The sequence below is a fragment of the Streptomyces sp. NPDC059875 genome (assembly GCF_042731085.1).
In the GTDB taxonomy this organism is placed as follows: Bacteria; Actinomycetota; Actinomycetes; order Streptomycetales; family Streptomycetaceae; genus Streptomyces.
In genome coordinates this window covers 1-23,632 of record NZ_JBHWJZ010000056.1, presented here as the reverse complement: position 1 = coordinate 23,632, position 23,632 = coordinate 1, and the positions used below count along the sequence as shown (strand labels likewise).

The 23,632-nt window shown below is 71.6% G+C and carries 22 protein-coding genes; 10 read left to right on the top strand and 12 right to left on the bottom strand.

The annotated features are described in order from the left end of the window. Window positions 1-6: 6 nt before the first annotated feature. Window positions 7-657 (top strand): spherulation-specific family 4 protein, encoded by a 651-nt coding sequence (locus ACFV9D_RS36945; RefSeq protein WP_385156779.1) that lies wholly within the window; start codon window positions 7-9, stop codon window positions 655-657. On the opposite strand, the gene ACFV9D_RS36940 is transcribed toward ACFV9D_RS36945, so the two are convergent. Further along, window positions 636-1,808 (bottom strand): hypothetical protein, encoded by a 1,173-nt coding sequence (locus ACFV9D_RS36940; RefSeq protein ID WP_385156776.1) that lies wholly within the window; start codon window positions 1,806-1,808, stop codon window positions 636-638. The two genes, ACFV9D_RS36945 and ACFV9D_RS36940, sit on opposite strands and share 22 nt — an antisense overlap. Window positions 1,809-1,864: 56 nt before the next feature. Next, complete coding sequence (gene cobS / locus ACFV9D_RS36935; protein WP_385156773.1) at window positions 1,865-2,629, bottom strand: adenosylcobinamide-GDP ribazoletransferase; 765 nt, start codon at window positions 2,627-2,629, stop codon at window positions 1,865-1,867. A 76-nt stretch (window positions 2,630-2,705) separates the two neighbouring features. On the opposite strand from cobS, the gene ACFV9D_RS36930 reads away from it, so the two are divergent. Beyond that, window positions 2,706-3,491: a hypothetical protein gene (locus ACFV9D_RS36930; RefSeq protein ID WP_385156770.1), complete on the top strand. Its 786-nt coding sequence runs from the start codon at window positions 2,706-2,708 to the stop codon at window positions 3,489-3,491. On the opposite strand, the gene ACFV9D_RS36925 is transcribed toward ACFV9D_RS36930, so the two are convergent. The 4 genes from ACFV9D_RS36925 to ACFV9D_RS36910 all read right to left on the bottom strand — a co-directional run bounded on the left by ACFV9D_RS36925 (window position 3,413) and on the right by ACFV9D_RS36910 (window position 8,353). Beyond that, a complete protein-coding gene (locus ACFV9D_RS36925) occupies window positions 3,413-4,141 on the bottom strand; it encodes a hypothetical protein (protein WP_385156767.1) in 729 nt (242 codons plus the stop codon). The genes ACFV9D_RS36930 and ACFV9D_RS36925 overlap by 79 nt on opposite strands. Then, the gene (locus ACFV9D_RS36920; protein ID WP_385156764.1) at window positions 4,138-5,898 is read right to left on the bottom strand and encodes a phosphatidylglycerol lysyltransferase domain-containing protein; all 1,761 of its coding nucleotides are present in this window, start codon (window positions 5,896-5,898) and stop codon (window positions 4,138-4,140) included. Before ACFV9D_RS36920 ends, ACFV9D_RS36925 begins: the two co-directional genes overlap by 4 nt. Before the next feature lie 119 nt (window positions 5,899-6,017). Continuing rightward, on the bottom strand, window positions 6,018-7,106 hold the full coding sequence (cobT, locus tag ACFV9D_RS36915; RefSeq protein ID WP_385156761.1) for a nicotinate-nucleotide--dimethylbenzimidazole phosphoribosyltransferase: 1,089 nt from the start codon (window positions 7,104-7,106) through the stop codon (window positions 6,018-6,020). 44 nt (window positions 7,107-7,150) lie between these two features. After that, the gene (locus ACFV9D_RS36910; protein WP_385156758.1) at window positions 7,151-8,353 is read right to left on the bottom strand and encodes a bifunctional adenosylcobinamide kinase/adenosylcobinamide-phosphate guanylyltransferase; all 1,203 of its coding nucleotides are present in this window, start codon (window positions 8,351-8,353) and stop codon (window positions 7,151-7,153) included. A 91-nt stretch (window positions 8,354-8,444) separates the two neighbouring features. On the opposite strand from ACFV9D_RS36910, the gene ACFV9D_RS36905 reads away from it, so the two are divergent. Continuing rightward, on the top strand, window positions 8,445-8,648 hold the full coding sequence (locus tag ACFV9D_RS36905) for a hypothetical protein (RefSeq protein WP_385156756.1): 204 nt from the start codon (window positions 8,445-8,447) through the stop codon (window positions 8,646-8,648). A gap of 48 nt (window positions 8,649-8,696) precedes the next feature. Here ACFV9D_RS36905 and ACFV9D_RS36900 read toward each other — a convergent pair whose 3' ends face one another. From ACFV9D_RS36900 to ACFV9D_RS36885, 4 genes are all read right to left on the bottom strand, one after another. After that, window positions 8,697-9,755 (bottom strand): S1C family serine protease, encoded by a 1,059-nt coding sequence (locus tag ACFV9D_RS36900; RefSeq protein WP_385156752.1) that lies wholly within the window; start codon window positions 9,753-9,755, stop codon window positions 8,697-8,699. A 93-nt stretch (window positions 9,756-9,848) separates the two neighbouring features. Continuing rightward, window positions 9,849-11,615 carry an ABC transporter ATP-binding protein gene (locus ACFV9D_RS36895; protein WP_385156749.1) on the bottom strand — a complete coding sequence of 589 codons (1,767 nt, stop codon included), beginning with the start codon at window positions 11,613-11,615 and terminating at the stop codon, window positions 9,849-9,851. A gap of 76 nt (window positions 11,616-11,691) precedes the next feature. Then, the gene (locus ACFV9D_RS36890) at window positions 11,692-12,426 is read right to left on the bottom strand and encodes a class I SAM-dependent methyltransferase (protein ID WP_385156746.1); all 735 of its coding nucleotides are present in this window, start codon (window positions 12,424-12,426) and stop codon (window positions 11,692-11,694) included. Window positions 12,427-12,509: 83 nt separating this feature from the next. Continuing rightward, a complete protein-coding gene (locus tag ACFV9D_RS36885; protein WP_385156744.1) occupies window positions 12,510-13,106 on the bottom strand; it encodes a DUF3043 domain-containing protein in 597 nt (198 codons plus the stop codon). 269 nt (window positions 13,107-13,375) lie between these two features. Here ACFV9D_RS36885 and ACFV9D_RS36880 point away from each other — a divergent pair, with 269 nt between their 5' ends. The 5 genes from ACFV9D_RS36880 (at window position 13,376) to ACFV9D_RS36860 (ending at window position 19,796) form a co-directional block, all read left to right on the top strand. Continuing rightward, the gene (locus ACFV9D_RS36880; RefSeq protein ID WP_385156741.1) at window positions 13,376-14,191 is read left to right on the top strand and encodes a PspA/IM30 family protein; all 816 of its coding nucleotides are present in this window, start codon (window positions 13,376-13,378) and stop codon (window positions 14,189-14,191) included. A gap of 12 nt (window positions 14,192-14,203) precedes the next feature. After that, window positions 14,204-14,482, top strand: coding sequence for a hypothetical protein (locus ACFV9D_RS36875; RefSeq protein WP_385156738.1), 279 nt, complete (start codon window positions 14,204-14,206; stop codon window positions 14,480-14,482). A gap of 84 nt (window positions 14,483-14,566) precedes the next feature. After that, a complete protein-coding gene (locus ACFV9D_RS36870; RefSeq protein WP_385156735.1) occupies window positions 14,567-15,802 on the top strand; it encodes a sensor histidine kinase in 1,236 nt (411 codons plus the stop codon). Then, window positions 15,802-16,491, top strand: a complete 690-nt coding sequence (locus tag ACFV9D_RS36865) for a response regulator (protein ID WP_385156732.1) — start codon at window positions 15,802-15,804, stop codon at window positions 16,489-16,491. The genes ACFV9D_RS36870 and ACFV9D_RS36865 overlap by 1 nt, the downstream gene beginning before the upstream one ends. A gap of 158 nt (window positions 16,492-16,649) precedes the next feature. Then, the gene (locus ACFV9D_RS36860) at window positions 16,650-19,796 is read left to right on the top strand and encodes an efflux RND transporter permease subunit (RefSeq protein WP_385156729.1); all 3,147 of its coding nucleotides are present in this window, start codon (window positions 16,650-16,652) and stop codon (window positions 19,794-19,796) included. 90 nt (window positions 19,797-19,886) lie between these two features. Here ACFV9D_RS36860 and ACFV9D_RS36855 read toward each other — a convergent pair whose 3' ends face one another. After that, window positions 19,887-21,140: a multidrug effflux MFS transporter gene (locus tag ACFV9D_RS36855; protein ID WP_385156726.1), complete on the bottom strand. Its 1,254-nt coding sequence runs from the start codon at window positions 21,138-21,140 to the stop codon at window positions 19,887-19,889. Window positions 21,141-21,205: 65 nt separating this feature from the next. Between ACFV9D_RS36855 and ACFV9D_RS36850 the strand changes: the two genes are divergently transcribed. Beyond that, the gene (locus ACFV9D_RS36850; RefSeq protein WP_385156723.1) at window positions 21,206-21,691 is read left to right on the top strand and encodes a MarR family winged helix-turn-helix transcriptional regulator; all 486 of its coding nucleotides are present in this window, start codon (window positions 21,206-21,208) and stop codon (window positions 21,689-21,691) included. A 91-nt stretch (window positions 21,692-21,782) separates the two neighbouring features. Here ACFV9D_RS36850 and nadA read toward each other — a convergent pair whose 3' ends face one another. Next, window positions 21,783-22,964: a quinolinate synthase NadA gene (nadA, locus tag ACFV9D_RS36845; RefSeq protein ID WP_385156720.1), complete on the bottom strand. Its 1,182-nt coding sequence runs from the start codon at window positions 22,962-22,964 to the stop codon at window positions 21,783-21,785. Between the two features lie 268 nt (window positions 22,965-23,232). Here nadA and ACFV9D_RS36840 point away from each other — a divergent pair, with 268 nt between their 5' ends. Continuing rightward, the gene (locus tag ACFV9D_RS36840) at window positions 23,233-23,589 is read left to right on the top strand and encodes an iron-sulfur cluster assembly accessory protein (protein ID WP_018848827.1); all 357 of its coding nucleotides are present in this window, start codon (window positions 23,233-23,235) and stop codon (window positions 23,587-23,589) included. Window positions 23,590-23,632: the final 43 nt, after the last annotated feature.

Here is a 23,632-nt window from a genome sequence, read left to right as displayed (position 1 = left end):
GGACCCGTGACCTCTTCGCTCCTCCTGCCCTTCTACGAGCACCCGGCCGACCGGCCCGAAGCCTGGGACGCCGTGATCGGGGCGGCGCCCTCGCTGTACGGCGTCGTCCTCAACCCCGCGAGCGGTGCGGGCGAGAACCCCGATCCCGCCTTCGCCGCCGTGGCCGAACGGCTCCGCGCCGCCGGTGCGCGCGTGCTCGGCTACGTCGACACCGCGTACGGCCGCCGGCCGCACGGCGAGGTCGTCGCCGAACTGCTCCGGCACCGCGACTGGTACGGGGCGGACGGGGCCTTCCTCGACCAGGTGCCGACCGTGCCCGAGGCGCTCGACCACTACCGCAGGATCGGCGTCGCGGCCCGCGCCGCCGGGGCCCGGACGCTGGTCCTCAACCACGGCGCCCACCCCGACCCCGGCTACGCCGTGCTGGCCGATCTGCTGGTCACCTTCGAGGGCCCCTGGGACTCCTACCGCGCCCTCGACCTCCCGGTCGCCGACCACTACTGCCATCTGGTCTATGCGGCCCCCCGCGACGCCCGGCCGACCACCCGCGTCCACTGCACGGTCCCGGGCGCGGGCGCCCACCCCTGGGGCACGCTCCCGTACGCCCTGGAGCCGGCCCCGCGCGTGCCCAGCGCTCAGTCGCCGGTGACGGAGTAACAGGTGACCCGGCCCTCGCCGTTGTCCGTCCACTCCCGCTCGGTCGACCAGGTGTACCAGGCCCGGTCGCGGGTTCCGGATGTCGCGCACGCCCGATCCGCCTGGTCCTCGGCCGACTCCGCCCCGGGGTAGTCACCGGTGAGCGTGTGCTGTTCCAGGATGCGGCCGTCGTAGGAGCCGGTGCAGGGGACGCGCGCCACCATCCTGTAGTGGCGCAGACCGGTGTTGAAGTCCATGCAGTCGCCTGGCTTCGCGTCGTACGTGGCGATCACCACCTCGGCGGCGTCCAGGGTGCGCTCGGCGGGGGAGGCCGCGGCGGTCGGCTTCGAGGCGCCGAATCCGCCGAGGGTGAGGTCGGCGTGGAGTCCGGTGACACCCGCCAGGGCGCTGTCCTTCTCCTTGCTGAGCAGGGCGGACAGATCGGCCTGCGCGCGGGTGACCCTGCCCTCGGCATCGACGTCGACGGTCACCGGGATCGGGGCGCTCTTCGCGGTGTCGTACAGCGGGGTGGGGGCGAACTCCTGCCGTATGTCGTACGGGAAGAGATCGAAGGCTGCCGTCAGCGGGAACGTGGCCCGGTACGAACGGCCTGCCGTGCCCGACTGAGACGTCGCCACCGCGCTGCCCAGGGCCTCCAGGAGCGTGCCGCCGACAGCGGCCTCGGAGCCACGCAGGTGGCTGATCGAGTCGACGCCCCAGAGGGGTTTGATGTCGGAGCCCGAGTACCGCAGCCGGTAACCGGCGGAGCCGGCGCGGTAGTGGATGGCCTCGGTGTCCACCGTGTACCTGCTGGTGGCGTCGCCGGTGTCCCGCCCCGGAAGGGCTCCGAGGATCGTCTCCCGGGCGTCCTCGGGGAACTGCCGGGGAACGCGCCACGTGCTCGCGGCCTCGCCCCGGCTGTCGGCGAAGTCCAGGCGTCCCGTCAGGGTCTGGACGGCCTTGCCGTCCGGCGAGGTGAAGGTGACCTTCTGGCGGAACTCGGCGCTGCCGGCCTGCTGGGTGTGCCGCAGCGCGAGGAAGACCTGTCGGTCGAGAGGTTCGGAGAAGACAGGGTGGGCGGCCGCCGCGTCGGTGCCGCCACCGCCGCACGCGGTGAGCGACAGGGAGGCGGCGGCGAGCGCGGCAGCGGTACGGGCAAGGCGTCTGATCACGCCTTCATGACCGGGCGGACCTGCGGAAGGTTGCCCTCCGGTACGTCACGAATCGATCAACCCAGCGTCAGCGCGACGAGCGCCACCGTGCCCGCCGTCTCCTCCACCGCGCCGAACACATCGCCCGTCACCCCGCCGAACCTCCGCACGCATCGCCGCAGCAGCAGCGCCGCCGCGCCGAGGCCCGCGGCCGCCGCGAGGACATTTCGCAGGGCGTCGTACGGGGAGAACAGCGCCCCCGCCGCGGCGCAGGCCACCAGAACGCCCGCCGTGGCCAGGGTCGCGGCGCGGACGGGGACCGTGGCGGCGACCATCGCGCCCAGGCCCTCCGGGCGGGCCGCCGGGACACCCCGGCGGGAGGCGTGGGTGAGGGCGAGGCGGGCGACCGTCGCGGCGAGGGCGGCGGCGACCGTGCCGTACGCCCAACCCTCCTCGTAGAGCCGGTACAGCGCGGCGACCTGGGCGAGCAGGACGAAGAGCAGCACGATGACACCGAAGGGGCCGATGTCCGACTGCTTCATGATCCGCAGCGCGTCCTCCGCCGGCTTGGCGCTGCCGAGCCCGTCCGCCGTGTCCGCGAGCCCGTCCAGGTGGAGGCCCCTGGTCATCAGCGCAGGGACGGCCGCCGTGGCCACCGCCGCGAGCAGCGGGCCGGAGCCGAGCAGTAGCAACACCCCGCCGAGTGCGGCGGAGAGGAGCCCGACGACGAGACCCGCGACCGGGGCCCAGAGCATTCCGGACCGCGCCGCGTCCCGGTCCCAGCGGGTGATGCGGGCGGGAAGCACGGTGAGGGTGCCGAAGGCGAAACGCAGGCCGTCCATCCGGGCAGCGTAAGGCAGCGCCTGACTGTGTAAATTGCGCATATCGCGTATACGGCGCATACCTGAAGCAGGTGGCATGGGTCACTGGTTCTATCGCAACTTCGTCGAGCCCGGGAAGCTCCCGCTGCTCATCGCCACGTTCTCCTTCGTGGTGACCTTCCTGGTCACGCGGATGATCGTGCGGCTGATCCGGGCGGGGAAGGGGCCGTTCGGCAATGTGAAGTCCGCCGGCGGGCTTCACATCCACCATGTCGTGCCGGGCGTCGTCCTCACCGTCGTCGGCGGCTTCGGCGCGGTCGCCAGCGGCCGGGAAGGGGTCACCGCCTGCGTCTTCGCGGCGGTCTTCGGCGCCGGAGTGGGACTTGTCCTCGACGAGTTCGCGCTGATCCTCCACCTCGACGACGTCTACTGGAGCGACCAGGGCCGCAAGAGCGTCGAAGTGGTCGTCCTGACCGCCGCCCTGGTGATGCTGGTCCTCGGCGGCTTCTCGCCGCTCGGTGTCAACGAACTCACCGAGGACCAGCGCCAGAACCGCGCCGCGTTCGCCCTCACCCTGCTGGTGAACTTCCTGTTCGTCCTCGTCACCTTGGTGAAGGGGAAGTTCCGGATGGCCGTCATCGGCACTCTGGTGCCGTTCGTGGCGATCGTCGGAGCGGTACGGCTCGCCCGGCCCGGCTCCTGGTGGTCCCGGCGCGCCTACTCACGCCGCCCCAAGGCCCGGGCCCGCTCCCGGCTGCGCACCTACCGGCACGACCGGCGCTGGGACCGGGTGCGCCGACGGACTCAGGACGTGATCGGCGGCTTCCAGGAGCGCGTGCCGGGCCGCACCCCCGGCTCGGGGTCCGACGGGGGCGGCGGCTGACGGCGCTCCCGCCACGCCACGACGGCCACGAGCACGAGCACCGCGGCGATCGCCGCCAGATGCTCCTTGCCCGCGAGGTTGGTCTTGATCAGCACTTCCACCACCATCGCGGCGACCACCAGGGTCCCGGTCCACCGGGCCCGGTAGCGCCAGCAGACGTAGACGGCGAGGCCGACCACCGCCGCCGAGGGGCCGGTGTCGACGACCTGGGCGTCCGTGGCGGGCAGCCCCAGCGGGTTGTCGGGGCCGAGCGCGATGCCCACGCGCGCGTACAGCGTCCCGGCCAGCGTCGCCAGATACGCGATGGCGAGCGTCCGCCCCTTCCCGAGACAGATCTCGGCGATGCCGAAGACCAGCAGGATCTGCGCGAGCGCGCCCCACACCGGCAGGTCCAGCGCGGGCACGAAGAGCGAGAGCGGGGTCCGCAACAGGGCGAGCCAGAGCGGGTCCTCGGCCCGCACCGAGCCGATGTTCTGGACCGGCTGGTAGCCCCAGTCCTGGTTCTGCACGAGCTGGAACAGCGCCGTGAGACAGACGGCGGCCAACGTCATCGGGATCGCGCGCCACTTCTTCGTGACGAGCGCGGTCCGTACGGCGGTGAACAGCGGCCCCCACTCGCGGCGGGCGAAATCCTTGACCGCGGACCTCACCGCCGGCCCTCCAGGTGCTTGCGGTGGAGCCACTTCGGCAGACCGGGGGCCTCCAGGAAGCCCTCGGCGCGGCCCGCGGCGAGGCCGATGCGCAACAGGTCGGCGCTCTTCTCGAAGAGCATGAAGCGGGGCTCCCAGATCGGTCGGTACTTGGCGTTGGCGCGGTACAGCGACTCGATCTGCCACCAGCGGGAGAAGAAGCTGAGCAGCGAACGCCACATCCGCAGCACGGGTCCCGCCCCGAGCTTCGAGCCACGTTCGAAGACGGAGCGGAACATGGCGAAGTTGAGCGAGACCTGCGTGATCCCGATCTCCTTGGCGCGCTGCAGGAGTTCGATGACCATGAACTCCATCAGGCCGTTCTCGGAGTCCCGGTCACGGCGCATCAGGTCCAGCGAGAGGCCCTTGGGCCCCCAGGGCACGAAGGACAGCACCGCCCGCAGCTCGCCCTCCCCGTCGGTGCACTCCAGCATCACGCAGCGGCCGTCCCGCGGGTCCCCGAGCCGGCCGAGCGCCATCGAGAAGCCCCGTTCGGTGGCCCCGTCGCGCCAGTCGTCGGCCTTGCGGAGCAGCGTGTCCATCTCGTCGGCCGGGATGTCCTCGTGGCGCCGGATCCGGACCTCGTACCCGGCCCGCTTGACCCGGTTGAAGGCCTGCCGCACGGTGCGCATGGCGCGCCCGTCGAGGGTGAACTCGTCGGTCTCCACGATCGCCTCGTCGCCCAGCTCCAGGGCGTCCAGGCCGTGCCGGGCGTAGATGGTGCCGGCCTCCTCGCTCGCGCCCATGACGGCCGGGACCCAGCCGTGCTCGCGGGCCTCGGCCAGCCACGGCTCGATCGCCCCGGGCCAGGCCTCGGGGTCGCCGATCGGGTCCCCGGAGGCGAGCGAGACCCCGCCGACCACCCGGTAGGCGACGGCGGCCTTCTCGCTGGGCGACCACACCACGCTCTTCTCGCGGCGCAGCGCGAAGTAGCCGAGCGAGTCGCGGTCACCGTGCTTGTCGAGCAGCAGCCGCAGCTTCTCCTCGTCCTCCTCCGTCAGCGGGTCGACGGCCCGGCGCGAGCGGAACGCGGCGTACAGCACGGCGATGATGAGCAGCGTGGACAGCACGTTGATGGTGACGTCGACCCAGCCCGGGGTGGCGATCCCGTCGAAGCGCGAGTCGTCGGCGGCCAGGGTGATCAGCCGCATCACGCCGTACCGCCAGCGCTCCAGGAACGTGGAGGTGCCGGTGGAGGTGTTGGTGACGGTGACCAGGACGGCGGCGAGCAGCGAGGTGACGAGCAGGCCGCCCACCGCCACGACGGCGGCGAGCAGCGGGTTGGAGCGGTCGCCCTTCGCGTAGAACTCCTTGCGGCCGAGGACCAGCGCGAGGACGAACGCCGCGGTGAGGACGAGCGAGATCCAGTTCTGCGCGTGCTGCCGGATCTCCGGGAGGGACATCGCGACGGCGAAGAGCAGCAGGAAGAGCCCGCTGAGCGCGATGTTGAGGATCCAGGCGGCGCGCTTGCGGCGGCGCATGGTGATCGCCAGGAAGAGCGTGAAGACGCCCGAGGCGAAGCCCGCGGTCAGCAGGTACGGAGTGAAGTAGTCGTCCGTGTTGTGCCTGCGGAGGTCCTGGCCGAGCGAGACCCAGACGGCGCTCAGGAAATTGATGAACGTGACGGCGCGCAGGTACCAGACGGCGAACGCGGCGCTGCGCCGCGTTCGGACGGTGCCCCGGGGCGTTCCTTCGGTGGACAAACGGACCTCTCCCATGAAAAGCGATCATATGGGGCGTCGCTTGCCATGGCCGGGCGCCGGAGGCGGTCGTCCGCGCGTTGTCCCCCCAGGACGAAGTCCTGGGGGGAGGGACCGCCTCCGGCGCCCTGATCCGTCTAGCTCTCCTCGTCCGGAGCGTCCGCCCCGGCATCGTCCGGAATGGTCGGTTCCGGCTGCTCGGGCAGCTCCGCCGCCAGTGCGGCCGCGGCCTGGACGAGGGGAAGAGCGAGCATTGCCCCGGTTCCCTCTCCCACAGTGACGCCGTGATCGAGCAACGGGTTGAGTGCCATCCGGTCCAGCGCCTTCGCCTGCGCCGGCTCACCGCTGACCTGACCCGCCAGCCACCAGTCCGGCGCCCGGAACGCCGCCCGCTGCGCCACCAGCGCGCAGGCCGCCCCGACCACACCGTCCAGGATCACCGGCATCCGGCGCACGGCGCTCTGCAGCAGGAAGCCCGTCATCGCCGCCAGGTCCGCCCCGCCGACCGCCGCGAGCAGCTCCAACTGGTCGCCCAGGACCGGCCGGGCGCGCCGCAGCGAGTCCCGGACCGCCGCGCACTTGCGCATCCACGCCAGATCGTCGATCCCGGCGCCGCCCCGGCCGGTGACCACCGAGGCGTCCGTCCCGCACAGGGCCGCGATCAGGGTGGCGGCCGGCGTCGTCCCGCCCACGCTCAGATCGCCGAGCACGACCAGATCGGTGCCCGAGTCGGCCTCCTCGTCGGCGATCGTCATGCCGAGCCGTACCGCCGCCTCGGTCTCCTCCGTGGTCAGCGCGTTCTCGATGTCGATCCGACCGCTGCCGCGCCGCACCCGGTGCCGAACCACCTCGGCCGGCAGCAGCTCCGGTTCGCAGTCCAGGCCCGCGTCCACCACGCGCACGGGAACGCCCGCACTGCGGGCGAGCACCGCCACCGGGCTCGCGCCCTCGAGCACCGAGCGGACCAGCTCGTACGCGGTCCCGGCCGGCCGGCCGGACACCCCGAGCGAGGCCACCCCGTGATCGCCCGCGAAGAGCACCACGCGCGGCTGCTCGATCGCCCGCACCTTGACCGAACCCTGCGCCGCGGAGAGCCACTCGCCGAGTTCGTCGAGCCGGCCGAGCGCGCCGGGCGGAACGATCAGACGCTCCCGGCGTTCCTCGGCGTCACGCCGGACCCCGCCGTCGGGGCGCTCGATCAGATCGGAGAAGTCGTCCAGGTTCAAGGCTCTTCCTTGTGACGTCGGCGGTGGCGATCGGTGATCGCACCCTACCCGCGCAGCACCAGAGCCTGTCCCGCTACGACGAGGAGCACCTGCTCGCACTCGTCGCCGAAGGTCGCGTTCAGCCGGCCCAGCTCGTCCCGGAAGCGCCGCCCCGCCGCGGTGGCGGGCACGACCCCCGAACCCACCTCGTTGGTCACGGCGACGACCGTACGAGCCGTGGCCCGCACCGCCGCCACCAGCTCCCCGACCCGCTCCCGCAGCGCCTCCTGCCCGCCGTTCGCCCACCGCTCGTCGTCCCAGGCGCCCACCCGGTCCATGGCATCCGTCAGCCACAGCGAGAGACAGTCGATCAGCAGCGCGGGACCGTCCTCTTCGAGGAGCGGTACAAGATCGCAGGTCTCGGCCGTACGCCAGGAGCCGGGCCGCCGGTCCCGGTGCAGGGCCACCCGCTGCGCCCACTCCGGGTCGCCCTCGCGCGTCCCGCCGGTCGCCACGTACAGCACCTCGGGGAAGGTCTCCAGGCGCCGCTCGGCCTCCACCGACTTGCCCGACCGGGCCCCGCCGGTCACCAGCGTGCGGCGCGGCACGTCGGGCACGGCGTGGTACTCGCCGACGTACAGGGTCGTGCCGTCCGGCACCGTCCGTGCCCCGGCCGCCGCCAGCCGCCGGTCCAGCTCCGGGCCGTTCGGCACGTCGTGGTCGAGATGGACGGCGATCACATCCGTGCTCGCGGCGACCGCCCCCGTCGCCCGCAGCCGGGCCAGCGCGTCCGGCCTGCCCGTGACGTCCGCGACGACCATGTCGTACGGACGCCCGTGATCGTCGGGCAGCCCGGCGGGTGAGCCGCCCGGCGGCAGGTAGAGCAGCCGCTCGCCTTCCGGCGACGTCACCTCGTACCCCGTACCGGGGGAGTCCATCGACACCGCCCGCACCCGGTGCCCGCTGATCAGCGTCAACTCCCGGCCGTCCGGCACCCGCCCGGCGGAGGGCAGCCCCGCCGGCACCTCCACGGCGGGTCCGTCGTGCGGATGGGTCAGGAGCACCTGCCGTACGCCGACCAGCGAATGCCCCGCGCGGGCGGCGGCCAGCGCGGCCCCGGGCGTCAGGTCGAGCAGCAGCGACTCGTCCACGAGCAGCGCGGTGGCGGCCCGCGCCCGGTCACCACGAGAGGTCGCGCACACGGCGCACGGGCAGTCGGGGCGGGGGAGCCCGAGAGGGGCGCCGGTGCCGAGCAGAGTCAGTTCCACGCTTTGATCCTCCCGCGTCACCGCGAGGGGTGCGCGCCCGGCTACGCTGCGGGCAGGAAACCGATCATCCGGTGAGCCTCAGGAGGCGGACATGGCATGGACGTGGCGGTTCGAGAAGTCCGACGGCACGGAGACCGCTCCCGCGGTGGAACCGGAGGAGTGGACGACCCAGGGCGACGCCGAATCCTGGATCGGTGAGGTCTGGAAGGACCTCCTGGAGGGCGGAGCGGACCAGGCCACGCTCTTCGAGGACGACACCAAGATCTACACGATGTCCCTGAACGCGGAGGCCTAGAGCCCCGGCGGGCGGGGGTGGGGCCCGTGTGCCGGGCGTCCGCCCCCGCTACATCTCCCCGAGCGTGACCTCGGCCTTGTCCGCGCGGCCCGCCCGCTCGTACGTCACCGTCACCTTGTCCCCCGGCTTCATCGCCGCCAGCGCCTCCGAGAGCGACGTGATCGTCGTGATCTCCGCGTCCCCGAGCCGGGTGATCACGTCCCCCGGCTTCAGACCCGCCCTGCCCGCCGCCCCGTCCGCCGGCGCCTCGACCACCGCGACCCCCGCCGGTTCGTAATCGTCGTCGAGCACGGTCCGGCCCGTGATGTCGAGCGCCGCCCGGCCCGAGTCCGTCACCTTGCCGTCCTTGATGATCTGGTCGGTGACCGTCCGCACCATCGAGACCGGGATCGCGAAGCCGATCCCCGGCGCCGAGCTGCCGCCCAGCTCCGGGTTGGTCGCCGCCAGCGTGGGGATGCCGATGACCTCGCCGTCCAGGTTGACCAGCGCGCCCCCGCTGTTGCCCGGGTTGATCGCCGCCGAGGTCTGCACCATGTTCGCGATGGTCGCCCCCGTACCGCCGCCCGCCAGGCCCTCGCTGACCGTGCGACCGGTCGCCGAGACGATGCCCTGGGTGACGCTGCCCGACAGGCCCAGCGGGGAGCCCATCGCGAGGACGATATGGCCCATGTCGACCTTGGCCGAGTCGCCGAACCTCGCCGGCTTCAGCCCGTTCGGCACGGAGTTCAGCCTGATCACGGCCAGGTCCTGCTCGGGGTAGCTGGCGACCAGCCTCGCCGCCATCGGCGCCTTGCCGGTCGCCGCCGTGACCGTGAAACTCTGCTCCTCGCCGATCACGTGCGCGTTGGTGACGATGTGCCCCTTGTCGTCGTAGACGACCCCCGAACCCAGGCTGTCCGTCGCGTCGATCTGGACGACGGACGGCAGCACGTCCTTGATGACGGCCCGGTAGTCGTCCTGGAGCTCGTTGGTGACGAGCGGGGCCGCGGCCTGCCTGGAGGGTTCCGCTCCCGGCGCCGCCCCGGAGGAGCAGCCGGCGGCCAGGACGACCGCGCAGGCGACGGCCGTCAGGGGGAGGACAAGGCGCCGGGCACGGGATACGTCCATGTCCGGAGTATCACGTTCATGCGATCCGTACGGCTCGGTGGAGGCGGCCGATCAGGGGGCGTCACCGGACGTCCGGGGCACGGCGCGGGAGCGTCACGGCTGCGAGGACAGGAACTGCGTCGCCGCGAGCTCCCCGTACAGCTCGTCGCCCGCCACCAGCTCGTCGTGGGTGCCCACCGCCCGCACCCGCCCCGACTCCATCACCACGATCCGGTCCGCCAGCGTCACCGTCGACAGCCGGTGCGCCACCACCAGGACCGTCACCTCACGGGCCGCCTCCGCGACCACGTCCCGCAGTGCCAGCTCGTTCACCGCGTCCAGCTGCGAGGTCGCCTCGTCAAGGAGCAGCAGCCGGGGCTTGCGCAGCAGCGCGCGGGCGATGGCCACCCGTTGCCGTTCACCGCCCGAGAGCTTCGAGCCGCGATGACCGACGACCGTCTCCAGGCCGTCCGGCAGTCGCTCGACCAGCGTGTCCAGCCTGGCCCGTACGAGCACCTGCCGGATCTCCTCCTCGGTGGCCTCCGGCGCGGCGAACACCAGGTTCTCGCGCAGCGTTCCCGAGAGGACGGGCGCGTCCTGCTCCACGTACCCGATCGCCGCCCGCAGGTCCGGCAGCGACCAGTCCCGTACGTCCTTGCCGTCGACCAGGATCCGGCCGCCGCCGGCCTCGTAGAACCGCTCGATCAGCCCGAACACGGTCGTCTTGCCCGCGCCCGAGGGGCCGACGAAGGCGGTCATGCCGGCGCCCGGCACGGTGAAGGAGACACCGCGGTGCACGTCGGGGAGATCGTCGCGATAGCGGAAGGTGACGTCCTCGAAGACGACGGAGGCCGGGCCGCCGACGGCCGGACCGGCCGCGGGGGCGCCCAGCTCCTCCGACTCCAGACGCTCGGCCTCCAGGATGCGGCCGATCGCCGCGGAGCCCACCTGGTACTGCGTCGCCGCGTCGACCAGCTTGGAGACGGGCTCGATCAGATAGAAGAGAAAGAGCAGGAAGGCGATGAGCGAGGAGACGGGTATCGCCCCGGACGCGACCCGGGCGCCGCCGATGCCGAGCACGGCGAGGAACGACACCTGGACGGCCAGACCGATCGAGGACCCGGCCACCGACTGCCACTTGGCCGAGCGGACCCCGTGCCGCCAGGCCTCCTTCGCCGCCGCCTCCACGACCGCGGTCTCCCGCTCCTCGGCACCGGACGCCTTGATCGTGCGGAAGGCCCCGAAGGCCCGCTCCAGGACCGTGGAGATCTCGCCGACCGCCTCCTGGGAACGCCGGGTCGCCCGGGAGATCCTCGGCATCACGAAGGCGAACGCGCTGCCGATCAGCACGATCACCCCCAGCGTGACCCCGAACAGGACGGGATCCATCCAGGCCATCATCGCGAGGGTTGCCACGAAGGCGAGCCCACCGGTCGCGGCGGACACCACCGACTGGGTGGTGACGGCGCGCAGCAGGGTCGTGTCGGAGGTGACCCGGGACATCAGATCGCCCGGCTGGGTCTTCTCCACCTCGGGCAGCCGCAGGCGCAGCAGCCGGCCGATCAGGGTCCGGCGGGCGGCGAGCACGACGGACTCGGCCGTCCGCTCGAGGATGTACGCGCCGACCGACTCGACCGCCGTGCCGAAGACGACGAGGGCGGTCAGGAGGAGCAGGATCCCGGCGATCGACTGGTCCTCGCCGAGCCGTTCGACGAGCGCCTTCGCGGCGAGCGGCTGCGCGAGCCCGCCGGCGGCGCCGACCAGCGCGAAGAGGGCGCCGAGGGCGACGGTCCAGCGGTGCGGTCTGAAATGCGCGTACAGGGCGCGCCACACCTCACGCGCGGGTACGGCGGGGGTGGGGACAGGGGTGTCGGTGCTCACGGGGGTGAGGACGCGAAACGGGCCGGCCTGCCTGACCGGCCCGACACCCCTCCGGGGAGGAAGCGGTCGCTGGGCCCTAGCCCCGGACGCCGCACAGATGCAGCAGCGCCGCGACCCGGCGGTACGGCTCCGTCCGCCCGGCGCGGTCCTCGGCGGAGAGCAGCCGCTCCAGCTCCTCGGCGGCCGGCAGTCCCACGTCGCCCGCCATGCCGTCGGTGAAGACCCGCACGCCGTACCAGGCGTGCAGGGGCGCGGCGATCCCCGCCAGCGTCGACGTCAGCGCGTCGAGCCGGTCGGCCCGCACCTTGAAACCGTTGTCGTCGGTGTACGTGTCCGACTCGAAGCCGGTCAGCGCGCCCGACCAGTCCCCGGCCAGGCCAGGCCGCATGGCCAGCGCGTCCGCGTTCCGTACGACCAGGGAGAGCAGACCACCGGGCGCCAGCATCCGGGCGAGACCCGCGAGCAGGGCGTCCGGCTCGTCCGCGTACATCAGGACACCGTGGCAGAGCACCACGTCGAAGCTGCCCGGCAGGAAGTGGACACCGGTCTCGCGGCCGTCGCCCTCGATCAGCCGGACCCGCTCACGGATCCCGGCCGGTTCGGTGGCCAGCGACTCCCGGGCGGCCTTGAGCAGCTCGGGATCGGCCTCCAGACCGGTCACCGTGTGACCGGCCCGGGCCAGTCGCAGCGCCTGGGTGCCCTGCCCCATGCCCGCGTCCAGGATCCGCAGCCGCTGCCCCACCGGGTAGCGGCCGGCTATCTGCTCGTCGAGCTGGCGCGCGATGAGCTCCTGACGGACGGTCTCGCGCAACCCGCCGTACCCGCTCGGCCACGGGGAGGCGGCGGGCAGCAGCGGACCGCTGCCACCCGTGCCGGAACCGGAGCCGTCCGCGCTCAGGGCCGCTCTCCGCGCTTGACCTGCGGCTTCGGCAGTCGCAGTCGGCGCATCTGGAGCGTACGCATCAGGCCGTAGGCCACGGCACCGCGCTTCGGCTCGTTCGGGAAGCGCTCGTTCAGCTGCTTCTTCAGACGGAGCCAGATGCCGATCGAGTCGATGACGATCATGACGATCACACCGAGCCAGAGCAGCAGCGAGATGTTCTGCAGCGCCGGGACGCGGATCATCGACAGGACGAGGATCACCACGGCCATCGGGAGGAAGAACTCCGCGATGGCGAAGCGCGAGTCGACGAAGTCGCGCACGAAACGGCGGACCGGGCCCTTGTCGCGGGCCGGCAGATAACGCTCGTCACCGCTGGCCAGCGCCTCGCGCTGACGAGCCAGGTCGGAGCGGCGCGCCTCGCGCTGGCGCTTGGCGGCCTCCTTGCGGTCGGTCGGCACCGTCGCGGCACGACGCCGCTGCGTCTGGGCCTCATTCCGCTTCGGGGTCGGGCGGCCCTTGGGGGCCTCGGGGTCGCGGGGCTGCTTGGAGAGGTCCACGCTCACCTTGTCGGTGGCGGCCTTCTCTTCCTTCGAACGGCTACGGAACACAAACCCCAGGGTACGTGGTGGGGGGTGTGGACCCCAGTTCGGTCGGGAACGATCTGCTAACGGCCCGCGTCTGTGGGGGTACGCACGGACGACACGCACGGTTTCCCTGAGGTCCATCTACTCCCTGGGCCTGAGAGAGCGCGTACGTACTCGTCCTTGGGGAGGAGCACATCCGGCCCCGAACAGTGCGGTAATGGAGGCAGGGACCGTACTGTGGATCCTGTTGGAGTGCTTGAGCCGAGTCCGTCAGAAGGGGGCGCGCGAAGCCCATGAGCGGTGTCATGAAGCGTATGGGGATGATCTTCCGCGCGAAGGCAAACAAGGCCCTCGACCGGGCCGAGGATCCGCGCGAGACCCTCGATTACTCCTACCAGAAGCAGCTGGAGCTCCTGCAGAAGGTCCGGCGGGGCGTCGCCGACGTGGCGACCTCCCGCAAGCGCCTCGAACTGCAGCTGAACCAGCTCCAGGGCCAGTCCTCGAAGCTGGAGGACCAGGGCCGCAAGGCGCTGGCGCTCGGCCGCGAGGACCTGGCGCGCGAGGCGCTGTCCCGGCGGGCGGCGCTCCAGCAGCAGGTGAGCGACCTCGAAGTGCAGCACCAGACGCTGCAGGGCGAGGAGGAGAAGCTCACGCTGGCCGCGCAGCGTCTCCAGGCCAAGGTCGACGCCTTCCGCACGAAGAAGGAGACGATCAAGGCGACCTACACCGCCGCCCAGGCGCAGACCCGGATCGCCGAGTCGTTCTCCGGCATCTCGGAGGAGATGAGCGACGTCGGCGTGGCGATCCAGCGCGCCGAGGACAAGACGGCCCAGCTGCAGGCCCGGGCCGGCGCGATCGACGAGCTGCTCGCCTCGGGCGCGCTCGACGACCAGTCGGGCCTGGCCAAGGACGACATCCAGGCGGAGCTGGACCGGCTGTCCGGTGGTACGGACGTCGAGCTGGAGCTCCAGCGGATGAAGGCGGAGCTTGCCGGTGGCCCCTCGGCCTCGAAGCAGGCGATCGAGGGCGGCACGGGCACGCAGCAGGACCAGTCCCAGTCCCCGTCCCAGGGGCAGCAGTCCTCCAACCCCCGGTTCGACAAGCAGTAAGGACGACGCGTCATGATCGTGAGGATCATGGGGGAGGGCCAGCTGACGCTGGCCGACAGTCACTTGGCCGAGCTGAACAAGCTGGACGACGAGCTGCTCGCGGAGATGGAGTCCGGGGACGGCCCCGGCTTCCGCCGCACGCTCGCGCAACTTCTCGACAAGGTGCGCGAGCTCGGCGAACCGCTCCCCGACGCCGCGCTCGAACCCTCCGAACTGATCCTCCCGTCCCCGGACGCGACGCTCGAAGAGGTCCGGGAGATGCTCTCCGACGACGGTCTGATCCCGGGCTGACGCCTCCGACAACGGCAGCGCCCCGCCTCCCCTGCCCGGGGGAAGCGGGGCGCTGCCGTGTCCGCCACCCCGTACCGTTGCTCCGTGACCTCCCTCGACAGCGGCTTCGCGCGGGCCCGGCACCGGCTGCGGGCCCACCCCCTCGCCTTCGACGCCGGCCTCGCCCTCGCCGTGCTTGCCTGCATGGTCACCGGATCCTTCGCGGACCCCCACGGCAGCCCGAACGGCCCCACCTTCGGCGACCGCACCCCCGACGCCACCAGCGTCCTCCTCATGGTGCTCGGCGCCGCAGCGCTCGTCCTGCGGCGGCGCGACCCCCTCGCCGTCCTCGCCTTCACCGGCGGGGTCACCCTCGTCGAGCTGATCACCGACGACCGTCCGGCCCCGGTCGCGATGAGCGCCGTCATCGCGCTCTACACCGTCGCCGCCCGCACCGACCGCCCCACCACCTGGCGCGTCGGACTGCTCACCATGGGCGTCCTGGCGGGCGCCTCGATGCTCTTCGGCCCCACCCCCTGGTACGCCCAGGAGAACCTCGGCGTCTTCGCCTGGACCGGCATGGCAGCGGCCGCCGGGGACGCCGTCCGCAGCCGCCGCGCCTTCGTCGACGCCATCCGCGAACGGGCCGAGCGGGCGGAGCGGACCCGTGACGAGGAGGCCCGGCGCCGGGTCGCCGAGGAACGCCTCCGTATCGCCCGCGACCTCCACGACGTCGTCGCCCACCACATCGCCCTGGTCAACGTCCAGGCCGGGGTCGCGGCCCATGTCATGGACAAGCGCCCCGACCAGGCCAAGGAGGCCCTCGCCCACGTCCGCGAGGCCAGCCGCTCCGCCCTCAACGAGCTGCGCGCCACCGTGGGCCTGCTGCGCCAGTCCGGCGACCCCGAGGCGCCCACCGAGCCCGCCCCCGGCCTCGCCGTCGTCGACGAGCTCCTCGCCACCTTCCGTCACGCGGGCCTCCCCGTGGAGCTGGCCCGCGCCGCCGACGACACCGGCCTGCCGGCCGCCGTCGACCTCGCCGCCTACCGGATCATCCAGGAGGCGCTGACCAATGTGCAGAAGCACGCGGGCCCGGACGCGAAGGCCGAGGTGAGCGTCGTCCGGGTCGGCCGGACCGTCGAGGTCACCGTCCTCGACAACGGACCCCCGCAGCAGACGCCGCCCGCCGACACCGGCGGGCACGGACTGCTCGGGATGCGCGAACGGGTCACCGCGCTCGGCGGCACGCTGACCGCGGCACCCCGCTACGGCGGCGGCTTCCGGGTGCAGGCGATACTGCCCGTGACGGCCGCTACGGCCCGTACGGGGGAGGAAACGTGATGATCCGGGTGCTGCTCGCCGACGACCAGGCCCTGCTCCGCAGCGCGTTCAAGGTGCTCGTGGACTCCGAGCCGGACATGGAGGTCGTCGCCGAGGCCGCCGACGGGGCCCAGGCCGTCGCCCTCGCGCGGTCCACCCGGGCCGACGTCGTCCTGATGGACATCCGGATGCCCGGCACGGACGGACTCGCCGCCACCCGCATGATCACCGCCGACCCGGAGCTGTCCGCCGTACGGATCGTCATGCTGACCACCTTCGAGGTCGACGAGTACGTCGTCCAGTCGCTCCGCGCCGGCGCCTCAGGCTTCCTCGGCAAAGGCGCGGAACCGGAGGAACTGCTCAACGCCATCCGTATCGCCGCCGCCGGAGAGGCCCTGCTCTCGCCCGTCGCGACCAAGGGGCTGATCGCCAAGTTCCTGGCGCAGGGCGGCAGTTCGGACCCCGAGAACGGTTCGGACTCGGCGCCGTACTCCGAGCGGCTCGCCGCCCTCACCACACGGGAACGCGAGGTCCTCGTCCTCGTCGCCGGCGGCCACTCCAACGACGAGATCGCCGAACGCCTCGAAGTCAGCCCCCTCACGGTCAAGACGCACGTGAACCGGACCATGGCCAAGCTCGGCGCCCGCGACCGCGCACAGCTGGTGGTCACGGCGTACGAATCCGGCCTGGTACGTCCAAGGGTGGAGTGAGGGAGTACCCCGGCGTACTCCAGACGCGGTATGCGCGGGATAAGGAATTGGGCCCGGGGGCCGAGGATCCGCGGCTTCCCATGGCTGATCGTGTAGTCGGGCACCCCTGGAACCCTCCTGGCGCCCGCCTGCCGAGCACGCCACAGAAGAGAGACCCCATGTCCTGGCTGTCCAGATTCAGCCTCGCGCAACGGGCCCTGATCGGGCTGATGTCCATCGTCGCCATCGTCTTCGGAGCGATAGCGATCCCGCAGCTGAAGCAGCAACTGCTGCCCTCGATCGAGCTCCCGATGGTCTCGGTCCTCGCCCCCTACCAGGGCGCGTCGCCCGACGTGGTCGAGAAGCAGGTCGTCGAGCCGCTCGAGAGCACCATCAAGGCCGTCGACGGCATCAAGGGCGTGACCTCCACGGCCTCCGAGGGCAACGCCGTCATCATGGCCACCTTCGACTACGGCGACGAGGGCACCAAGCAGCTCGTGGCCGACGTCCAGCAGGCCGTGAACCGGGCGCGCGCGGTGCTCCCGGACGACGTGGACCCGCAGGTCGTCGCCGGTTCGACCGACGACATCCCGACCGTCGTCCTCGCCGTCACCTCGGAGAGGGACCAGCAGGCGCTGGCCGACCAGCTGGAGCGCACGGTCGTCCCCGCCCTCGAGGACATCGACGGCGTCGGCCAGGTCTCCATCGACGGCGTCCAGGACCTCCAGGTCTCCGTCACCCCCGACGAGAAGAAGCTCGCCGCGGCCGGGCTGAACACCATGAAGCTCGCCCAGGCCCTGCAGGCGGGCGGCGCGACGGTGCCGGCCGGCTCGTTCTCCGAGGCCGGCAAGAGCCGCACGGTCCAGGTCGGCGGCGGCTTCACCTCGCTCCAGCAGATCCAGGACCTGCGCATCAAGCCCGAGAAGGGCAAGGCCGTCCGCGTCGGCGACGTGGCCACGGTGAAGCAGGAGGAGTCCTCCCGGGTCTCCATCACCCGTACGAACGGCAAGCCGAGCCTCGCCGTCCTGGCCACCATGGACAACGACGGCAGCGCCGTCGCCATCTCCGACGCGGTCAAGGACAAGCTGCCCGAGCTCCGCAAGGACCTCGGCGCGGGCGCCGAACTGACCGTCGTCTCCGACCAGGGCCCCGCGGTCTCCAAGTCGATCTCCGGTCTGACGACCGAGGGCGCGCTCGGCCTCGTCATGGCCGTCCTGGTGATCCTGGTCTTCCTGACCTCGATCCGCTCGACGCTGGTCACCGCGGTCTCCATCCCGCTCTCGGTCGTCCTGGCCCTGATCGTGCTGTGGACCCGTGACCTCTCGCTCAACATGCTGACCCTGGGCGCCCTCACGATCGCGATCGGCCGGGTCGTCGACGACTCGATCGTGGTCCTGGAGAACATCAAGCGGCACCTCGGCTACGGCGAGGAGCGCCAGTCGGCGATCCTCACCGCGGTACGCGAGGTCGCGGGCGCCGTGACCTCCTCCACCCTCACCACGGTCGCGGTCTTCCTGCCGATCGGTCTGGTCGGCGGCATGGTCGGCGAACTGTTCGGCTCCTTCAGCCTGACGGTCACCGCCGCCCTGCTCGCCTCGCTCCTGGTCTCGCTCACCGTCGTCCCGGTCCTCTCGTACTGGTTCCTGCGCGCGCCCAAGGGCACGTCGGCGGACCCGGACGAGGCCCGACGCGTCGCGGAGGAGAAGGAGAACAAGAGCCGGCTGCAGCGCCTGTACGTCCCGGTCCTGCGCTTCGCGACCCGCCGCCGCCTCACCAGCGTGGCGATCGCGATCGTCGTCCTGGTCGGCACCTTCGGCATGGCCCCGCTCCTGAAGACGAACTTCTTCGACCAGGGCGAGCAGGAGGTCATGAGCATCAAGCAGGAGCTGGCTCCGGGCACCAGCCTCGTGGCGGCCGACGAGGCCGCGAGGAAGGTGGAGAAGGTCATCGCCTCCACCGACGGGGTGAAGGACTACCAGGTCACCGTCGGCTCCTCGGGCTTCATGGCCGCCTTCGGCGGCGGCACGGGCGCCAACCAGGCCTCGTACCAGCTGACGCTGGAGGACTCGGCGTCGTACGAGAAGACGCGCGACGCCATCGACGAGGCGCTCGGCAAGCTCGACGGCATCGGCGACACGACGATCGCGGCGGGCGACGGCTTCGGCAGCCAGGACCTGAGCGTGGTGGTCAAGGCGTCCGACGCGGACACCCTGAAGAAGGCGGCCGAGGCGGTCAAGGCCGGGGTCGCGGAGCTCGACGACGTCACCGACGTCCAGAGCGACCTGTCCCAGTCCGTGCCGCGGATCTCCGTGAAGGCCAACGAGAAGGCGGCGGACCTCGGCTTCGACGACACGACGCTCGGCATGGCCGTCGCGCAGGCGGTCCGTGGCACCCCGGCGGGCAAGGCGATCCTCGACGACACCGAGCGGAACGTCGTCCTGACCTCGGCGAACCCGGCCACCACGATGGACGGGCTGAAGGCCCTGCCGCTGGGCCCGGTGAAGCTCGGCGACATCGCCGAGGTGAAGCTGGTCCCCGGCCCGGTCTCGATGACCCGGATCGACGGTGCGCGCGCGGCGACGATCACGGCCAAGCCGACCGGTGACAACACGGGTGCGGTGAGCGCCGAGCTCCAGACGAAGATCAACGCCCTGGACCTGCCGGAGGGCGCGACGGCCTCCATCGGCGGTGTCTCCGAGGACCAGTCCGAGGCGTTCGTCAACCTGGGCCTGGCGATGCTCGCGGCGATCGCGATCGTCTTCATGCTCCTGGTGGCGACCTTCAAGTCGCTGGTGCAGCCGCTGATCCTGCTGGTGTCGATCCCGTTCGCGGCGACCGGCGCGATCGGTCTGCTGGTGGCGACGGGGACGGCGATGGGTGTCCCGGCGATGATCGGCATGCTGATGCTGATCGGCATCGTGGTCACCAACGCGATCGTCCTGATCGACCTGATCAACCAGTACCGGGCCCAGGGCCTGGGCGTCGTGGAGGCGGTCGTCGAGGGTGGCCGCCACCGTCTGCGCCCGATCCTGATGACGGCACTGGCGACGATCTTCGCGCTGCTCCCGATGGCGCTCGGCATCACCGGCGAGGGCGGCTTCATCGCCCAGCCGCTGGCGGTGGTGGTGATCGGCGGCCTGATCACCTCGACGCTGCTGACGCTGCTGCTCGTCCCGACGCTCTACGCGATGGTGGAACTCCGCAAGGAGCGCCGCGCGAAGAAGAAGGCGGCGAAGAAGGCGAAGCGCGACGGCTCCTTGGACAACCCGGAGCAGCCGGACGTGACCCCCGCGGACGCGACGCTGCTGGACGCCCTGGACATCTGACCGAGCGTCCACCACCCGGAGGCCCGGGGGACACCCATGGTGCCCGCCGGGCCTCCGGCGTTCGCCCAGGGCCTGTCCGCCGGACAGGCCCTAGGCCCCCGGCAGGGTTTGGGGAAGCGGAGGGGCGGGGGACTTCTCGCGGTCACCGTCGCCGTCACCGTCGCCGTCACCGCCCGTACGCGAGCGGGACGCCCACGCGCCCGCCCCCAGCGCCGCCACCCCGCACAGGGTCATGCCCACGAACAGCGGCACCGCCGTCCCCGCGCCGCCCAGGCCGACCAAGGGCGCCACCACGGCGCCGAGCGCGCTCTGGGTCGTGCCCAGGAGCGCCGAGCCCGTTCCCGCCGCCTCCTCCGGTACGCGCCCGATCGCCAGCGCCGCCGCGTTGCCGATCACGAAACCCAGGCCCCCGCACACCACCGCGACCAGGGCGAGGCACAGCGCCACCGACAGCACGTCCGCCACCGTCGCGGCCAGCAGCGCGCCCGAGCCCGCCGCCATCGCCAGCAGGCCACCGGCCAGCAGGCGTTCCGGGGCCACCCGGCCCACCACCCGCGCGCTCACCGCACTCGCGAGCGTCGCCACGACGGCCCCGCCGGAGAAGGCGATCGACGACGCCCCGACCTCCAGCCCGAGCACGTTCTGCAGCAGGAACGGCGACCCGGCGATGTAGCAGAACAGCGCGCCGAAGGCGAAGGTGAAGGCGAGCGTGTACCCCACGTACGCCCGGTCGCCCACCACCCCCCGCAGCTGCCGCCCCCACTCCGCCACGCCGCCCGCACGCCGACGCTCCTTCGGCAGGCTCTCCGGTACGCCGACGACGACCCCGGCCGCCACCACTGCGGCGATCGTGGCGAGCACCCAGAAGACCCCGCGCCAGCCGAAGGCGCCGATGACCGCGCCGCCCGCCAGCGGCGCGACGATCGGGGCGATCCCGCCGAGCGCCATCAGGATGCCGATCAGCCGCGCCGCTGCCGCGCCCTCGGCGACGTCCGCGACGACGGCCCGTCCGATGACGACTCCGGCAGCCCCGCTGAAGCCGGTCACGAACCGCAGCACGACCAGCCACCACAGCCCCGGCGCCACGGCGCACAGCGCGGTGGCGACGGCGCAGACGACCGCCCCGGCGAGCAGCGGCCCCCGCCTCCCGTAGCGGTCCGAGAGCGGACCGAAGACGAGATGGCCGAGGGTCATGCCGACCAGGAAGGCGGTCAGCGTCAGCTGCACGCCGGAGGCGTCCGTCCCGAACTCCTCCGCCATCAGGGGAAACGCCGGCAGATACATGTCGGTCGACAGCGGACCGACGAACGACAGCAGCGCGAGCGCGCAGGTCAGCAAGGCCATGACAGTGGGACCCCCACCCCAGAAGGAGATAGTTATATATCTATAAGGAAAGCTACCATGGTGCGGTGACGGAGACGGAGAACGACGAAGCGGACCGGTCCCTCTTCCGCGAGGCCCGAGCCCTGACCCCCGCCCTCTACGCCCTCTCCCGCGTCCTGCGCTTCCAGGGCGTGGAAGAGGCCGGACTCTGGCGGCTTCCACCCTCCGAGCTGGAGCTCATGCGGTACGTCCACGCCGAGCCGGGCGTGACCGTGAGCGTGCTCGCCCGTGAGCTGGGACTGCACGTGAGCAATGTGAGTGCGACGGTCCGCGGCCTGGTCAACGGCGGACTGCTGGAGAAGGAGAAGGATCCGCACGACCGGCGGATCACGCGACTGAGGCCGACCCTCAAGGCGGATCAGGGCATGGCTCTGATCGAGAACGCCTGGGTGGAGATATTCGCCGACGGTCTGGCGACGCTCGACGGCCCGGAGCGCGAGGCGCTCGCCGGAGCCGTACCGGCCCTGGAGGCCCTCGGCGCGGCGCTCAAGGCCCGCCGCAGGGAATCCTAGAGGGGGGAAAGCCCCGGAGACACCGAAGGGCGCCCCGCAAGCCTGCGGGGCGCCCTTCCGGTCGGTGCAAGAACGATACAGCTACATAGGGCTACGGAAGCGCCAGCATCCGCTCCAGCGCGAGCTTCGCGAAGCTCTCCGTCTCCTTGTCGACCTCGATGCGGTTGACGAGATTGCCCTCCGCGAGCGATTCCAGCGCCCACACCAGGTGCGGCAGGTCGATCCGGTTCATCGTCGAGCAGAAGCAGACCGTCTTGTCGAGGAAGACGATCTCCTTGTCCGGGTGCGCGTTGGCCACGCGGCGGACCAGGTTCAGCTCCGTGCCGATCGCCCACTTCGAGCCGGCCGGGGCCGCCTCGAGCGTCTTGATGATGTACTCCGTCGAGCCGACGTAGTCCGCGGCGGCGACGACCTCCTGCTTGCACTCCGGGTGCACCAGCACGTTCACGCCCGGGATCCGCTCGCGCACGTCGTTGACCGAGTCCAGCGAGAACCGGCCGTGCACCGAGCAGTGACCCCGCCACAGGATCATCTTGGCGTTCCGCAGCTCCTCGGCGGTCAGGCCGCCGTTGGGCTTGTGCGGGTTGTACAGGACGCAGTCGTCGAGCGACATGCCCATCTCGCGCACCGCGGTGTTGCGGCCCAGGTGCTGGTCGGGCAGGAACAGGACCTTCTCGCCCTGCTCGAAGGCCCAGTCCAGGGCGCGCTTGGCGTTCGACGAGGTGCAGATCGTGCCCCCGTGCTTGCCCGTGAAGGCCTTGATGTCGGCCGAGGAGTTCATGTACGAGACGGGCACGACCTGCTCGGCGATCCCGGCCTCGGTCAGCACGTCCCAGCACTCGGCGACCTGCTCGGCGGTGGCCATGTCGGCCATCGAGCAGCCGGCCGCGAGGTCCGGCAGGACGACCTTCTGGTCGTCGGTGGTGAGGATGTCGGCCGATTCGGCCATGAAGTGCACACCGCAGAAGACGATGTACTCGGCCTCCGGGCGTGCCGCCGCGTCGCGGGCGAGCTTGAACGAGTCGCCGGTGACGTCGGCGAACTGGATGACCTCGTCGCGCTGGTAGTGGTGGCCGAGGACGAAGACCTTGTCCCCGAGCTTCTCCTTGGCGGCGCGGGCACGCTCCACGAGGTCCGGGTCGGAGGGCGACGGAAGGTCGCCGGGACACTCCACTCCGCGCTCGCTCTTCGGGTCGGCCTCACGGCCGAGCAGCAGCAGGGCGAGCGGCGTCGGCTGGACGTCCAGGGGCTGGGCGGTGGTCACGTCACGCACCCTTTCTTTCTGCGGAAGACCTTTTCGTCTAAATGACGCTATCTATCATAACTGCTTCACGTCAGTTTGACGATGGCCATAGTGTCGATGTGACGAATTCGCGGTGGACCGATCGGCGCTGGTGGGATCTCGTCGGCGCTGGTCCGCGAGCGGGTGTGCGAGCATGAAAGGGAAAGACTAGGGCTCGCCCGGAATGAATGCCGGGCCCCGCCGGTTGCAACCGTCGGCAAGCAGTCTCCGTTCTCCGTACAACCCGGGAGAGAAGCAGATGTCCGTATCGGACGAGAAGACCACTGTCAGCGACGGCATCCTCCTGTCTGACGCCGCCGCGGCCAAGGTCAAGGCCCTGCTCGACCAGGAAGGCCGCGACGACCTGGCGCTGCGCGTCGCCGTACAGCCCGGCGGCTGCTCCGGCCTGCGCTACCAGCTCTTCTTCGACGAGCGTTCGCTCGACGGCGATGTCGTCAAGGACTTCGACGGCGTCAAGGTCGTCACCGACCGCATGAGCGCCCCGTACCTGGGCGGCGCCTCCATCGACTTCGTCGACACCATCGAGAAGCAGGGCTTCACGATCGACAACCCGAACGCCACCGGCTCCTGCGCCTGCGGCGACTCGTTCAGCTAAGTCGTCAGTCGTAGTTAATATGGGTGGCGGCCCGGATTGATGC

Excerpts from the sequence above, each read along its gene's own strand:
- ACFV9D_RS36905 (WP_385156756.1), top strand. The coding sequence starts at position 8,445 with ATGGCATGGACGTGGCGGTTCGAGAAGTCCGACGGCACGGAGACCGCT.
- ACFV9D_RS36930 (WP_385156770.1), top strand. The coding sequence starts at position 2,706 with ATGGGTCACTGGTTCTATCGCAACTTCGTCGAGCCCGGGAAGCTCCCG.
- ACFV9D_RS36865 (WP_385156732.1), top strand. The coding sequence starts at position 15,802 with ATGATCCGGGTGCTGCTCGCCGACGACCAGGCCCTGCTCCGCAGCGCG.
- ACFV9D_RS36875 (WP_385156738.1), top strand. The coding sequence starts at position 14,204 with ATGATCGTGAGGATCATGGGGGAGGGCCAGCTGACGCTGGCCGACAGT.
- ACFV9D_RS36900 (WP_385156752.1), bottom strand. The coding sequence starts at position 9,755 with ATGGACGTATCCCGTGCCCGGCGCCTTGTCCTCCCCCTGACGGCCGTC.
- cobS (WP_385156773.1), bottom strand. The coding sequence starts at position 2,629 with ATGGACGGCCTGCGTTTCGCCTTCGGCACCCTCACCGTGCTTCCCGCC.
- ACFV9D_RS36860 (WP_385156729.1), top strand. The coding sequence starts at position 16,650 with ATGTCCTGGCTGTCCAGATTCAGCCTCGCGCAACGGGCCCTGATCGGG.
- ACFV9D_RS36840 (WP_018848827.1), top strand. The coding sequence starts at position 23,233 with ATGTCCGTATCGGACGAGAAGACCACTGTCAGCGACGGCATCCTCCTG.
- ACFV9D_RS36855 (WP_385156726.1), bottom strand. The coding sequence starts at position 21,140 with ATGGCCTTGCTGACCTGCGCGCTCGCGCTGCTGTCGTTCGTCGGTCCG.
- ACFV9D_RS36920 (WP_385156764.1), bottom strand. The coding sequence starts at position 5,898 with ATGGGAGAGGTCCGTTTGTCCACCGAAGGAACGCCCCGGGGCACCGTC.
- ACFV9D_RS36880 (WP_385156741.1), top strand. The coding sequence starts at position 13,376 with ATGAGCGGTGTCATGAAGCGTATGGGGATGATCTTCCGCGCGAAGGCA.